Source organism: Desulfoprunum sp. (assembly GCF_053613775.1).
The window spans coordinates 64,305-77,454 of the sequence record NZ_JBSHXH010000004.1 but is presented as its reverse complement, the minus strand read 5'-3'; the positions used below and the strand labels follow the sequence as shown (position 1 = coordinate 77,454).

The window sequence follows — 13,150 nt, the reverse complement described above, 5'->3', positions numbered from 1 at the left end:
GCAGTTGGTCATCGGCCAGGACGGGTATTGTTCGGACCCGTCAGTACCACGGGGGAAATGGATGCGATATCGGCAAGCTGATGCCGGCTGAACACTGCGATCCCGGATTCGATCAGCAACGCCGCCGTCACGCCAACCCCCTTCTTCCGCCTGCCGCAAAAGGTACCGTCATAGATACTGGTGCTGCCGGATGAGGGGCTTTTCTCAGCCAATATCGCCACGTCAGCTCTATGGTAACGGCAGAAGTCAAGGACTTTACCCGCCGCCAACAAAAAAACAGCGGTGAGCAAGTTTCCTTCCGCATCCACCACCTCCGCCTTCCCATGCAGAACGTCGTGTCCATCACCGCCGATGATTTCAGCACAGATTCTGGGAGTAGGGAGGCCAGCCTCCGCTTCCGGGCAAAATGGACACAGGGTGTGCTTCCCGGCCACCCCCCCCAAGCCATGAACTATCCGGCTTGAGGGCGGAACCGTCGTACCGCACCGGATGCCCGAGGAGACATGCACTGACAACGATCACCGCCATAATTGTCCTTGTATCTTGAAAAATCACTGCGCCGACCACTCGCGATGACACCGTACAGGTTCAGAATGGGCCGCAAGGCGGTACACCCTAGAACCACAGGTCGATCAAGGCAACAAAAATTGATGGATCCCTGCGACAAAAACTGCATCTTGTTGTTGCGAAACGGTCGCCATCCATTCTTTTCCGATCATTATCCACAGCTCCCTTCCCGATTGCCACGCATCCATATCCTGTTGTTTTTCCATCTTTCATGGACCAGACATCGACCCGACATGGCCTTGATATATGGCCATCTCCACCCCGATTCACCCTGATGTCCTCTATTTTTCTTTTTCGCCCAAATCTATAAGGGAGGCAAAGGCAGTATCTCAATTGAACATCTCAACCAAGGAGGATCATACAATGAAAAGACTGAAGATGGCGGTCGTGGCAGCAGCTCTGGCAGGATCGGTGGTAACAGGAACAGCGATGGCCGGGAGCAACGGGATCGATGGCCTGGTGCTGGGGGCAGGGGGCGGTGCCCTCGTCGGCCAGGCGATCGGTCGCGATACCGAGGGAACGCTCATCGGGACGGCCGTCGGCGGCATGCTCGGCTATATTGCCGGCAACGAAATGGACAAGGGCTACGGCGGCCATTATCCTCCCCCGCAGCCCGTCGTCTACAGCCCACCGCCGCCGCCGCGTCCAGTCGTCTACGCTCCTCCCCCGCCGCCGGTCCACGTCGTCTATGAACCGCCGCCGCGGGTGCATATGGTTGTCGCCCCGCCTCCGCCGCCGCGACGTCATCATTACCGGCCGGTGGAAGTCTGTCGGGAGACGGTCGTCGTGAGTGAGCGCCATGGCCGGTATCGGGAGGAAACGACCACCGTCTGCAGGGACCGAGGAGGCTGGAGGGACCGTGGGGGCTGGAGGGATGACGGTTACCGCTACGGCCGGCGTGATCACCATGCCAGATGGTAAGAATCGATTCGTCTTCGAGTGACTCCTCCGTTTGAATTCCGCGAGGGATCCTGCCGGCACGGCAGCACCGGCCGGCAGGGTCCCTTCTCCCTGGCGATCGGCGGGATGACTGCAGCGGACAGGCCGAGAATCCTCCCCGATATCAACGTTATTTTCGTATATCAAAGTGTTGCATATGTGTTATTATCCCCAGCAAGAACAACCGACCGCTTGTCAAGCCGCTGACCGGGATGAAAACACTCCAGGAAAAAACCTTCATACGCAGGTGCATCACCGATACCCTCTCCGGCACCCGGGAAGGCCTGACCCGTTTTTCCGGCGAGAGCAGGGTGGCCGTCATCTACTGTCTTGCCCCCGACCGCGAGCTCCTCATCCTCGACCCCCAGAACCTGCTGAACGGCTACGAACCGAAGCTCAAGGAGATCTATCTCAACAGCAGCGACTGGCGTTGCCAGGGCAATTTCATCTTCAATCGCAATTCCTTCAACCTCATCGATCCGGTGCCGAGCCTGCATCTCGACGGACGCATCTCCTGCGGCGGCAAATCCGGTTCGGTATTCTACCAGATGTGGTTCACCGAACATCACCCGGACATGTGTTCGATCGGGCCCACCGAACGGTGGCTCGAACATGCCGTCCTGCGCTTCTCTCACGACGTCGCCGACGAACGGATCCTCTATACCGGCATCTCCGGCAACTTTCTCCGGGAGTACGCCACGCATGCCGTGCACGATTATATCGTCGACATGATCAACCTCAATCTGGGACTCGATACCAGAATCGATATCTACCATATCCTCGACTCGGTGCTCGGGGTATCGAAAACCCATGAGGAAAGCGTCAGACCGCACGGCAAAATCCTGTTCATCGAACCGCGCTTTCTCGGCGGCATTGAATTTCTCGCCCGTTTCAGGGTCGACGAACGCCCCAGGGTCAACCACTTCAAGCATGTCAGGAAGCTGCTGCAGGCGGTCGAATATTCGGACCGGAAACTGATTTCTGATGGCGTCAGCATCATCGGTATCTCCGAGGGCATTCTGCCGGAGTTTCACCTCACCGCCGAATTCCAGGGAAAGATCGGGTTTCTCTCCCTCAACCGCGAAAAGATCTGCAGTTTCAGCGACGGCAGCTACTCCTCCAACACCCACCGGGCCAAGCTGTTCGAGGTCGAAGAGGCCTTGCTCGATTACGATCTCGATACCAGTACCCGGAATTCGCTCTTCCAGGCCATCGTCTCGATCGTGCACAGCGCCCAGAACAAGATGTTCGGCTGCGCCCTCGTCATCGATCTCGCTGATGAAAAATCGGTGATTTCGGGGCAGGACATGATTCCCCCGATCGATCTGCGGCTGCCGAACCAGTTGGATCTGGCCTGCGCCCTGTCGAAGGTCGACGGCGCCCTCCATCTCAGGGCGGATCTGCAGCTCCACGCCTTCGCCTGCCTCCTCGACGGCCACAGCATCCCCGGAGAAGACCGGGCGCGGGGAGCGCGTTACAATTCGGCCCTGAGGTTCTCGACGGAGCACCCCCGCACCATCATCGTCGTCGTCTCCGCCGATCGCCCGGTTTCGGTGATCCAGCATGGAAAGGAGATACGCCTGCGGAATGACCTTGATCCGTCTTCCCATTGCGCCATCTTCCCCGAACCACTCGAGCAGTGGCTGGCTTCCCGTTGAGGCCGGAGGAAGGTTCTCACCTGCCGAGGTGGTGTGTCGGTTAAGGGAGGATTCAAAAATTCTGCCGTGCCGGGAGAAGCCCGGATGTTGATGAACAGTAATGCGTGTGAGGCTAGACCGGACGCCAGGGGGAGAGGCAGTGACAGCCACCCCACACCCCGACCGTTGGTTGCAGAGGAGGGAAAAAATCAGATATCCAAGGCCCATTCAGGGATATGGTTGAGGATGTAGTTCTGCACGGATTCCTTCAACTGATCTTTCGGTACGGGTCCGACGGCCTGGATCAGTTCGTCGTAATCAAACCAGCATATTTCGCGGTCATCGTGGTTATAGACGGTGAGGACCCGTTTATCGGGATTACCGAGGTCTTCCTCTTCCTGGATGGCGGCAACGATCTTCATCGCCTCATCAAAATTGAGAAATTTGATCTGCTCTTCGCTCATTTGAACCTTTCTCCAAAGAAAAAGGCGAGTTGGAATCTCCCACTCGCCTTCATTGCTGTTGCATATGAAATTTCGATCATGCCGGTTTGATTATGGCTCCCGATCGAAGACACCGGGTACAGATCCTGACCCTCTGGGTGCCGCCATTTACCGTCACCGCCCGGACCCGTTTCAGGTTCGGCAGCCAACGGCGCCTGGTCTTGTTATGTGCGTGTGAGACATTGTTTCCGGTTTCCGGCCCTTTTCCACAAATCTGACATACCTTAGCCATTTTCACTCTCCTTCTATCTCATCCCGCCTTGCCGCAAACCATATACGTGACAGAGAGACGATTTTTAAAAGTATCTCGGAACAACCATTTCAAAATCAGTTCTTTTACTTTCTTTTTCAGAGAATAGCAATATATTTCGATGATTCCATGATGTCAGGATAACCAAGGGCCGGGGCTGTTCGTTGTCCCCGGGCGGTTTTTCTTCACCGGCTACGCCGTCTCTGACGGTTTCCGCCGTCATTTTCAATACCTTTGATACAACCATACGTGGCTTTCGAACAACCACTCATCCGCTCCCCGAGCGAATGGCGCAGCGGCCTGATCCGCGTCACCCGGGGTTGCGGCTGGAATCGCTGCCGGTTCTGCGGCATCTATCCGCACCTTGGCGAACCCGCTTTCTCAATTCGCCCACTCCGGGAGGTCCTTGCCGATGTCACCTTTCTGCACCACCACCGCCCCGAGACCGAAACGCTCTTCCTCGGCGATGCCGACCCGCTGCAGGCAGGGGTAGCGACAATAGCCGAACTTTCCAGGCACCTCCATCAGATGTTCCCGCTCCGGCGTCTCACCGCCTATGCACGGGCATCGACCCTCAAAAAAATAGGGAGAGATGGGGTCCTGCAGCTCGCAGCGGCTGGTTTGAACCGTATCCATCTCGGCCTCGAATCCGGCAGCGACGAGATCCTCCGCTACCAGCGCAAAGGGCAGAGCGCCAGGATGATCAGGGAGGCGGCGGGCTGGCCGAGAGAAGGGCGGATCGAACTCTCGGTGTATGGTCCTCTTCGGTCTGGGCGGAGCGACCCTGTGGCGGCAACATGCCCTCGCCACCGCCGATCTGCTCAACGATATCGCCCCGGCCTTCATCCGCATCCGCCGGCTGTGGATCTATCCGGGATCGGCCAACAGTCCGGGCAGCCCGCTGCTTCCCGAAATTGAATCCGGCAACTTCACTCCGCAGACGGCGGAAGGCACGGTTCTGGAATTGCAGCTTCTGCTCCGGCATCTCACTGTCGAAGGACCGTTTCTCACCTGCGATCATGCCAACAATTACATCAGCATCAGGGGGACGCTGCCGCAGGACAGACCGTCAATGCTCGAAACCATCGATGCATTTCTGTCTCAGCCGGCCGCCGTCCGGGAACGACATTATCAGGAAATTTCCTCCAGCATGTAAAGATGGTGCAGGGGGTGCCACGATACGACGCCGTCCTCTGCCCTACCCCGCGTGCTCCCGAGGCCGCATCCCGGAATGGCAGCGGCTGTTCATTGTACCAAGGGGCTTTCGGCGATTGTGGAGATGGAGACTGTCGGTTGCGCGATCACATTGGTATTGTATGGCCTCCACTTTTTTCAGCGGAATGAGGAAACGTGATTATACTGGTGTTCGGAAGTAGAATGTTCAGCTCCATCAAGCGAATCAATGAGCGAAGCAGTCAACATTCCTTCCTTTTTCGATTGCATTCTGCCGTCATGCATGGTAGCAGGTTGCTCTCATCCGTAAGAATTATTCCTACAAACAGCACGCATCCATGAAACACACCAATCAGGCCTGGGAATTTTTCTCCTCTGTCAGGCTGGCCATTTTCACCCTCTGTTCCCTGGCGTTGACCTCGATCATCGGAACCGTCATCCCTCAGAACAAACCGGATTCCTGGTATGTCGATAAATACGGACCGGCAACGGCCCAGTTTTTTCAGGTGCTCGACATCCCCGACATGTACGGTTCGTGGTGGTTCCTCATCCTTCTCGGGCTGCTGTGCGCCAACCTGATCATCTGCAGCATCGATCGCTTTCCCACCACCTGGCGCCTCATGACCTCGGACCAGCTGGCGATACACTCTGACCGGCTCCAGGGCATGACCCTGCGTCAGGAGTGGTCGCTCTCTTCGCCGCTCGGCGAGAGTGCCGCCCAATTGAGCACCGCGCTGGCAAAGGCAGGATGGAAGTCGGCATCCCGTGAAATCGAGACCGGCACCCTTCTCTTTGCCGGCAAGGGCGCATGGTCGCGACTGGGCGTGTACGTCGTCCACCTCTCGATACTGATCATTTTCATCGGGGCGATCATCGGCAGCTTCCTCGGTTTCAAAGGTACCGTGATGCTGCCGGAGGGGGAGAGCACGACGAGGATATTCGCTTCCGACTCCTCCGAGCCGATCGATCTCGGATTCGAGGTCCTCTGCAACTCGTTTTCGATCGACTATTATCCGAACGGGATGCCGAAGGAATACGCCTCGGTTCTGACCGTCCGGGAGAACGGCAAGGATATATTGAAAAAGATGATCGAGGTCAACAAACCGCTGACTTACAAAGGGATCACTTTTTATCAATCAAGTTACCAGGCCTACCAGAATTTCATCGTCTCGATCGTCATTCAGCCCGACAAGACCGGCAAGATTTTCACCATCCCCTACCAGCAGGAAATGGAATGGCCCGAGAAAAACATCCGCTTCGGCATCGTCAATGCCGAGGGAACGGGTGACAGCGTCACACGGATCAAGATCTGGATGAAACACGGAGATCTGCCGGCGTCGACGTTCTGGGTGGACAACGGCAAGGACGCATCCATTCCCTCAGGCGACAAGACCGTCGCCGTTTCGGCCAAGCAGATGTTTGCAACCGGGCTGCAGGTGGCGAAGGACCCGGGGGTCTGGCTGGTCTATCTCGGTTGCAGCCTGATGCTGATCGGGCTCTATGTTTCGTTCTTCGTTTCACACCAGCGCCTCTGGCTCCTCCTCCGCCCCGGAAAGGGCGATGCCGGGACCGGCATCGTGCTCGCCGGCGGCAGCAACAAAAACCAGACCGGTTTTGCCCGATCCTTTGCCAAACTGGCCGATCGGTTGCGAGGTATGCAGCAATGACATCGACCCATGCAGACAACTCACCCATAACACCTTTACCGGCTTGCCGGAATTGATCTCACGTCGCTGGCGTCCGCGGATCACACGGAGAAACTCATGACAAGCTCACTCCTTCTCGGCATCACAACGTTCACCTATCTGTTCGCGACACTGTGTTTCGTCTATATCTTTGTCTTCAAGGCATACCGTGTCTATCCCTTCGCCATTGCCGTCACCGTCCTCGCCCTGGCCATCCAGACCGCCGGCATCGGTCTGCGGTGGTACGAATCGTACGCCATGGACATCGGCCATGCACCGCTGACCAACATGTACGAATCCGTCGTCTTTTTCTCCTGGTCCATTGCCCTGATCTACCTGCTGATGGAGTGGAAATTCAAGACCCGGATTCTCGGCCTGTTCGCTCTTCCCTTCGCCTTTCTGGCGATGGCCTATGCCTCGTTTTCAACCGGTATCTCGAAAGAGATCTCGCCGCTGATCCCGGCACTGCAATCGAACTGGCTGATCGCCCACGTCATCACCTGTTTCGTCGGTTACGCCGCCTTCACCGTGGCTGCCGGCCTCGGAGCGATGTTTCTCCTCAAGGTCTCGAAGGGCGGGGCGGAGAAAAAAGACGGGGGTCAGTTTCTTGCCGCCATCCCTGCACCCGACCTCGTCGAGGATCTTATCTACAAATCGATGCTCTTCGGCTTCATCTGGCTTACCGCCGGGATCATCACCGGGGCCGTGTGGGCCAATTCGGCCTGGGGGACCTACTGGAGCTGGGACCCGAAGGAGACATGGTCACTCATCACCTGGTTCATCTACGCCATTACCCTGCACTCCCGCTATACCGGAGGGTGGACGGGAAAACCGCTGGCCTGGCTGGCGATTCTCGGCCTCGTCTCGGTCATATTCACCTACTATGGAGTCAATTTTTGGCTTTCCGGTCTGCACAGTTACGGATCGGGTTGAGATCCGCCTGCGCTCGAGGTCCAGTGGCCGTATAACCGCACTGGGCATTTGACAACCAACGGGAAAAAAAGTACAAATAGGCGAGTGGCAATATGGTGTTGCCGGAATTTTTTCCATATCAACTGAAAGGGTGAAGCTTATGATCAGAAAGGCATTGACGTGCGGAACAGCTCTGGCATTTCTCTTGTGCGGTCTTGCATTTACCAGTTTGGCCGCGGACACCGGACCGGAAACCATCACCTTGACGGCCACCGGCAGCGCCAAACCGAAACCGGCTACCTTCCCCCACAAGAAGCATCAGGAAACCCTCAAATGCGCCGAATGCCATCATGGCATGCAGGATGGCAAGCAGGTTCCCTATACCGAGGGGATGAAGATCGAGAAATGCGAGACCTGCCACAACCCGGAAAAACTTGCCGGCAAGACCAAAGGCGCTCTGAAGCTCGATACTCTCAAAGGCGCCGGTCACGGCAACTGCGTCGAGTGCCACAAGGAAATGGTCAAGAAGGACCCGGCCTTGAAGGCGAAAAACATCGACAAGTGTGCCACCTGCCACAAAAAGTAATCCAAACGTAACGGCCATCAAAACGCGAAAAGGCTTCCCGGGGTGTTCCCCGGGAAGCCTTTTTTGTTGCCTCTGATCCTCTTGCAGTATGAATGTCTGCCTCCCCTGTCATTTCGGCCTTTTCCAATGCTGTCATCTCGACCTTTTCCAGCCCTGTCATCTCGACCTTTTCCAGCCCTGTCATCTCGACCGTAGGGAGAGATCTTCTGTCAGGAACAACAAGATTTCTCGCTATCGCTCGAAATGACAAGGGAGGAAGGCATCGCGACCTACCCCGCTGTCATCTCGACCAAAGGGAGAGATCTCCTGCCACAAACAACGGGTTTTCATGCTGACGCTCGAAAGAACACGAAAGGAAGCCATCGCGACCTACCCCGCCGTCATCTCGACCAAAGGGAGAGATCTCAAACCGGCCGTGCAGAGATCTCCTGCTGGGAACAGCGAGATTTTCTCTTCGTTGCGAAATAGAAGGACTTAGGGGCCGTTACGAAATAACCGTTACATTTTTCACCATTTCGTTACGGCCCCTTATGCCGGAAAGGTATTTCTGTGTAACGGTTATTGTTTGACGACGGCTTAGCCCTCCTGCATCTTCGAGATATCGCCGATCTGCAGGATCAACTCGCCGATCGCGGTCAGAAGATTGAGCCTGTTCCTGCGGATATCGAGGTCATCGGTCATGACCATGACATCGTCAAAGAACCGGTCGACCGGTTGTTTCAGATCGAGCAGCACCTTCAGGGCGCCAAGGTAGTCACGACCGGCAAGCCTCGTCTCAACCCTCTCCCGTACCTGCAGATAAGCAGCATGCAGTTCCTTCTCCGCCCCGGCCTGGAGGATCGATGGATCGACCCGGGTATCGCCGTTGTCTTTCAGGATGTTGCGGATTCGTTTGTAGGAGGCGGCCAGGACAGTGAAGGCATCTTCCGAGCGAATCTGGCGGAAGGCATCGATCCGCTCCAGGCTGTCGATCACGTCATCGAAACCGACTGAAACCACCGCATCGACGGCCTCGACATCCATCCCCTTGGCGGCGCAGTCGTTGACGAACCGGCCCTCGATGAAGGCCATCACCGCCTTCACCGTTGCGGCACCGGCATCAACCTTGTCGCCGTACAGGGCCAGCGCCTTGTGCACCACCTCCTGCAGCGACAGGCGGTAGCCTTTGGCGGCGATGATATTGAGAACCGCCAGGGACAGGCGCCGCAGGCCGAAGGGGTCGGCAGTACCGGTCGGCACCTGGCCGATGCCGAAGCAGCCGGCGATGGTGTCGATCCGGTCGGCCAGGCCGAGGATCGCCCCGACGTCCGAGGCCGGCAATTCCGCCCCGGCCCGTTTCGGCATATAGTGTTCCTGGATCGCCATCGCCACCGCCTCCGGTTCGCCGTCACGCTGGGCATAGACCCGCCCCATGATTCCCTGGAGGGAAGGGAATTCACCGACCATGCTGGTCAGCAGGTCGGCCTTGCAGAGGCTGGCGGCACGGCAGGCGGAGGCCGTCAGGTCCGGCCGGAGGATCTCGCACAGCATCCGCGTCAGTTTGACCACCCGCTCGGTCTTTTCCAGCATCGTTCCCAGCCTGGCCTGAAAGACGATCCCGCCGAGCTGGTTCCGGCGCGCTTCAAGCGTGGTTTCCCGGTCGGTGTTGAAAAAGAACAGGGCATCCGACAACCGTGCCCGCAGCACCCGCTGGTGCCCTTTGCGGCTGACATCGGGGTTGTCGACCCGGGTGTTGTTGACGGCGACGAAACCAGGCAGCAGCCGCCCCGCGGCATCGACCACCGGGAAGTATTTCTGGTGCTCCCGCATCGAGGTGATCAGCACCTCGGCCGGCACCTGGAGGAATCTGTCCTCGAAACTGCCGCAGATCCCGAACGGATATTCGACCAGATTGGTGACCGTATCGACCAGTTCCTCGTCGACGGCAACCCGGGCATCGCCCGCACCGGCGAAGGTCTTCACCGCTTCCTCGATCTCCCGCAGCACCGCCTGCCGCCGTTCGGCCGGATCGACCAGGACATGGTGCTCGCGCAACTGCTCCACATAGGCGGCGGCCCCGGTCACCGTGAAGGAATGATGGGCCATGAAGCGATGGCCGCGGCTCATCGCCGACGAGACGATCCCCTCGTGCTCGAGGGTGATCACCTCGCCGCCGAACAGGGCGGTCAGCCACTGGATCGGCCGGGCGAAGGGATGGACATTGCTGCCCCAGCGCATCGACTTGGCAAAGGACATCTCGATGATCAACTGCAGCAGCAGTTCAGGCAGCAGATCCGCGGTCGGCCTCCCGGCCACCTCCCGGACAAGCATCAGGTACGCGCCCTTCGGGGTTTCCACCACCTGCAGGTCCGCCACCTTCACCCCCTTCGAGCGGGCGAAGCCTTCGACGGCCCGGGTCGGTCGGCCATCCCGGTCGAAGGCCGCCGCCTTCGACGGGCCGAGCAGTTCTTCGCGGCTATCCTGCTGCCGCTCGGCCAGGCCAAGGACGATCAGGGCCAGCCGTCGCGGGGTGCCCTTGACCATGACATCGCCGTGGACAAGGTTGAGGGCCTCGGCCTTCCTGACAAAATTGTCGCGCAACTGGCTCAGGGCCGGCTCGATGAACCCCGCCGGCAGCTCTTCGGTTCCAATTTCAAATAGTAAATCGCGCATAAATAGTCGTTATGAGGGTAAGGGTATCGGCTGGCAATGGAACAGCATGGGGTTATACGGTCGCTTCGAGGGTAGCGAAGGTCGAATACTCGTTGCCCAGATTCTCGACCCGCAGCGAAAACCACCCGACACCGGCAAGCTGCGACAGGCATTCGGCAATCCTGCGCGTCAGGGTCTCGACCGACAGCATCTCCGGACCATTGCCGGCGGATTGCCGCGGCTGATCGCCGATGGCGCGTTCGATATGGAGAATCAGGTCCTCGATCCAGATGAAGCTGTTGAGCCTGACCGTCACCTCGGCCCTGCCCCACTGTCCCATCGATCGGGGCAGCCCGCTTGTTTTGCGCCTGATCAGCGGCAGGATCACCGGTATCTCGACCTTCAGCTGCAGATCGGGATCCTGCTCGAAGGAGCCGATGAACGAACAGCGATAATGACAGAGGTTGAGCGAATCGGGCTTCCGTTCCTTGGCCAGAAAATAAAGGAAGGTCATCTCGAGGTGCGAGGCCTCGGCATCGAGCCGCTCCTTCATCCTGGCCATGATCTGGTGGAAGCTCTTCATGCCGATCTCCCCGTGAAACTGGTTGAGGATCTCGACGAAACGGCTCATGTGCGTGCCCTTGAACCGGTGCGGCAGATTCACGTACATGTTGACGGTGGCGATCGTGTTCTGGCGGTTCTTCGCCTTGTCGAGAACGGTCACCGGATAGGAGATGGTCTTGACGCCGACCTTCTTGATATTGATCCGCCGATGGTCGGTCTGATTCTGGATATCCTTCATCCGAGATTCCTGCGTGTGCATCCGCATCCTTGATCAGGCGACAGACAACCGCTGCCGCCCATGTCATCGCCCATATTTGGTCACATCCATCCTTCAATCGCCGAGGTATTTCCGTACTACCTTGAGCAGTTCGCCGATGTCGGGCGACTTGACCACATACTCTTCGGAGGCCCATGCGCCCAGATCCTGCTTGTATTCGTGGTAGGCACTGCTGAGGATGATCGGGATAGCGGCGTTCTGCATCTTCAACTGCCGCAGCACCTCGATGCCGTTCAGTCCCGGCATCTGGATGTCCAGGACCACGAGGTCCGGCGTGTCATTCTTGAATTTCTCGATGGCCTCGTCGCCATTGTAGGCGCAGATTACCTCGTATCCGGCGTCCACAAACTCTTCACGGTACAGAAGCTGGATGCTCGCATCGTCATCGACCAGCAGTATCTTTTTCACATCCTTCTCCTTTTAACATTTAGAGCGACTCGCGCAAATACTCGGCCGCCTCCTCAGGTGGCATGGGATTGATGTAAAAACCGGAACCCCATTCAAACCCGGCGATGGATGTCAATTTGGGGACAATCTCGAAATGCCAGTGAAAATGCTCCGCACTGCCGAACCGGAGGGGCTCGGTATGCAGGACAAAGTTATAGGGGACATTGGGAATGCAGGCATTCAGCCGCCGCAGGGTCTCGGAGAACTGCGAGGACAGGGAGAGGAGATGGAAATCGTCAAGCTTGTTGTACGCCGAGGAATGCTGCTTCGGCAGCACCCACATCTCGAACGGGGTCCGGGGGGCGAATGGGGTAATGGTGATGAAATGCTCGTTCTGGCACACCACCCTGACATTCTGCTGCATCTCCTGGCGGATGATATCGCAGAACACGCAGCGTTCCTTGTACTGGAAGTAGGAGAGCGCTCCCGCCAGCTCCGAGACGATCATCCGCGGCAGTATCGGCAGGGCGATCAGCTGCGAGTGCGAATGTTCCAGGGAGGCCCCGGCAGCCCGGCCGTAATTCTTGAAGACCATGACATACCTGAACCGCGGGTCCTTCTCGAGGTCGACAATCCGCTCCTTGAAGGCCTTGAAGACGAAAAAAATCTTGTCGGGCGGCATCCGGGTCAGACTTTCGTCATGATTCGGGCTTTCAACGATGACCTCATGGGCCCCGATACCGTTCATCCGGTCGTACAGCCCTTCCCCTTCCTTGCTGAGATCGCCCTCGATGACCAGCGCCGGATATTTATTGGGCACGACCCTCACCTGCCAGCCCGGCTTGTTCGGGGTGGAGTCGCCGCCGAGCCTGTAGGCCAGCACCTCCGGCGGCGTCGTCTTTTCGTTGCCGGGACAGAGCGGGCAGAATCCACCGAGAGACGTCTGGCTCTCGATCGCGAAATCACTCGGCCGCTTTCTCCTCTCCCTGGAAATGATGATCCAACGGCCGAGGACCGGGTCCCTGCGCAGCTCAGGCAT

The 13,150-nt window shown here is 57.9% G+C and carries 14 protein-coding genes and 1 pseudogene; 7 read left to right on the top strand and 8 right to left on the bottom strand.

What is annotated here, in order from left to right:
- Positions 1-8 precede the first annotated feature (8 nt).
- Together ACWGKN_RS04410 and ACWGKN_RS04405 are read right to left on the bottom strand one after the other, a co-directional pair.
- Positions 9-434 carry a DUF523 domain-containing protein gene (locus ACWGKN_RS04410; protein WP_424252842.1) on the bottom strand — a complete coding sequence of 142 codons (426 nt, stop codon included), beginning with the start codon at positions 432-434 and terminating at the stop codon, positions 9-11.
- 198 nt (positions 435-632) lie between these two features.
- A complete protein-coding gene (locus tag ACWGKN_RS04405; RefSeq protein WP_452094759.1) occupies positions 633-773 on the bottom strand; it encodes a hypothetical protein in 141 nt (46 codons plus the stop codon).
- 157 nt (positions 774-930) lie between these two features.
- On the opposite strand from ACWGKN_RS04405, the gene ACWGKN_RS04400 reads away from it, so the two are divergent.
- On the top strand, positions 931-1,488 hold the full coding sequence (locus tag ACWGKN_RS04400; protein WP_452094758.1) for a glycine zipper 2TM domain-containing protein: 558 nt from the start codon (positions 931-933) through the stop codon (positions 1,486-1,488).
- A gap of 230 nt (positions 1,489-1,718) precedes the next feature.
- A complete protein-coding gene (locus tag ACWGKN_RS04395; RefSeq protein ID WP_035226233.1) occupies positions 1,719-3,164 on the top strand; it encodes a DNA integrity scanning protein DisA nucleotide-binding domain protein in 1,446 nt (481 codons plus the stop codon).
- Between the two features lie 188 nt (positions 3,165-3,352).
- On the opposite strand, the gene ACWGKN_RS04390 is transcribed toward ACWGKN_RS04395, so the two are convergent.
- Both ACWGKN_RS04390 and rpmB read right to left on the bottom strand, forming a co-directional pair.
- Complete coding sequence (locus tag ACWGKN_RS04390; RefSeq protein WP_035226235.1) at positions 3,353-3,607, bottom strand: hypothetical protein; 255 nt, start codon at positions 3,605-3,607, stop codon at positions 3,353-3,355.
- A gap of 76 nt (positions 3,608-3,683) precedes the next feature.
- The gene (rpmB, locus tag ACWGKN_RS04385; RefSeq protein WP_424252836.1) at positions 3,684-3,878 is read right to left on the bottom strand and encodes a 50S ribosomal protein L28; all 195 of its coding nucleotides are present in this window, start codon (positions 3,876-3,878) and stop codon (positions 3,684-3,686) included.
- 267 nt (positions 3,879-4,145) lie between these two features.
- On the opposite strand from rpmB, the pseudogene ACWGKN_RS04380 reads away from it, so the two are divergent.
- The 5 genes and pseudogenes from ACWGKN_RS04380 to ACWGKN_RS04360 all read left to right on the top strand — a co-directional run.
- Positions 4,146-4,553, top strand: a pseudogene (locus ACWGKN_RS04380) (radical SAM protein); the annotation flags it as partial.
- Between the two features lie 97 nt (positions 4,554-4,650).
- Positions 4,651-5,052 carry a hypothetical protein gene (locus ACWGKN_RS04375; protein WP_452095334.1) on the top strand — a complete coding sequence of 134 codons (402 nt, stop codon included), beginning with the start codon at positions 4,651-4,653 and terminating at the stop codon, positions 5,050-5,052.
- Positions 5,053-5,407: 355 nt separating this feature from the next.
- Positions 5,408-6,736, top strand: coding sequence for a cytochrome c biogenesis protein ResB (gene resB, locus ACWGKN_RS04370; protein WP_035226237.1), 1,329 nt, complete (start codon positions 5,408-5,410; stop codon positions 6,734-6,736).
- A gap of 96 nt (positions 6,737-6,832) precedes the next feature.
- Positions 6,833-7,687: a c-type cytochrome biogenesis protein CcsB gene (gene ccsB / locus ACWGKN_RS04365; RefSeq protein WP_035226239.1), complete on the top strand. Its 855-nt coding sequence runs from the start codon at positions 6,833-6,835 to the stop codon at positions 7,685-7,687.
- A gap of 208 nt (positions 7,688-7,895) precedes the next feature.
- Positions 7,896-8,252 carry a cytochrome c3 family protein gene (locus ACWGKN_RS04360; RefSeq protein WP_424252833.1) on the top strand — a complete coding sequence of 119 codons (357 nt, stop codon included), beginning with the start codon at positions 7,896-7,898 and terminating at the stop codon, positions 8,250-8,252.
- Between the two features lie 576 nt (positions 8,253-8,828).
- Here ACWGKN_RS04360 and glyS read toward each other — a convergent pair.
- From glyS to galT, 4 genes are all read right to left on the bottom strand, one after another.
- The gene (gene glyS / locus ACWGKN_RS04355; RefSeq protein WP_035226244.1) at positions 8,829-10,904 is read right to left on the bottom strand and encodes a glycine--tRNA ligase subunit beta; all 2,076 of its coding nucleotides are present in this window, start codon (positions 10,902-10,904) and stop codon (positions 8,829-8,831) included.
- A 52-nt stretch (positions 10,905-10,956) separates the two neighbouring features.
- The gene (locus ACWGKN_RS04350; RefSeq protein ID WP_052159618.1) at positions 10,957-11,685 is read right to left on the bottom strand and encodes a GTP cyclohydrolase, FolE2/MptA family; all 729 of its coding nucleotides are present in this window, start codon (positions 11,683-11,685) and stop codon (positions 10,957-10,959) included.
- Positions 11,686-11,778: 93 nt separating this feature from the next.
- Entirely contained in the window at positions 11,779-12,132 is a 354-nt protein-coding gene (locus ACWGKN_RS04345) for a response regulator (protein ID WP_035226249.1), read from the bottom strand.
- Between the two features lie 19 nt (positions 12,133-12,151).
- Positions 12,152-13,150: a galactose-1-phosphate uridylyltransferase gene (gene galT / locus ACWGKN_RS04340; RefSeq protein ID WP_035226252.1), complete on the bottom strand. Its 999-nt coding sequence runs from the start codon at positions 13,148-13,150 to the stop codon at positions 12,152-12,154.

Coding starts and splice junctions, on each gene's coding strand:
- ccsB (WP_035226239.1), top strand. CDS start 6,833: ATGACAAGCTCACTCCTTCTCGGCATCACAACGTTCACCTATCTGTTC.
- ACWGKN_RS04390 (WP_035226235.1), bottom strand. CDS start 3,607: ATGAGCGAAGAGCAGATCAAATTTCTCAATTTTGATGAGGCGATGAAG.
- ACWGKN_RS04350 (WP_052159618.1), bottom strand. CDS start 11,685: ATGAAGGATATCCAGAATCAGACCGACCATCGGCGGATCAATATCAAG.
- glyS (WP_035226244.1), bottom strand. CDS start 10,904: ATGCGCGATTTACTATTTGAAATTGGAACCGAAGAGCTGCCGGCGGGG.
- ACWGKN_RS04375 (WP_452095334.1), top strand. CDS start 4,651: ATGGTCCTCTTCGGTCTGGGCGGAGCGACCCTGTGGCGGCAACATGCC.
- ACWGKN_RS04400 (WP_452094758.1), top strand. CDS start 931: ATGAAAAGACTGAAGATGGCGGTCGTGGCAGCAGCTCTGGCAGGATCG.
- rpmB (WP_424252836.1), bottom strand. CDS start 3,878: ATGGCTAAGGTATGTCAGATTTGTGGAAAAGGGCCGGAAACCGGAAAC.
- ACWGKN_RS04395 (WP_035226233.1), top strand. CDS start 1,719: ATGAAAACACTCCAGGAAAAAACCTTCATACGCAGGTGCATCACCGAT.
- ACWGKN_RS04405 (WP_452094759.1), bottom strand. CDS start 773: ATGGAAAAACAACAGGATATGGATGCGTGGCAATCGGGAAGGGAGCTG.
- resB (WP_035226237.1), top strand. CDS start 5,408: ATGAAACACACCAATCAGGCCTGGGAATTTTTCTCCTCTGTCAGGCTG.
- galT (WP_035226252.1), bottom strand. CDS start 13,150: ATGCCTGAGCTGCGCAGGGACCCGGTCCTCGGCCGTTGGATCATCATT.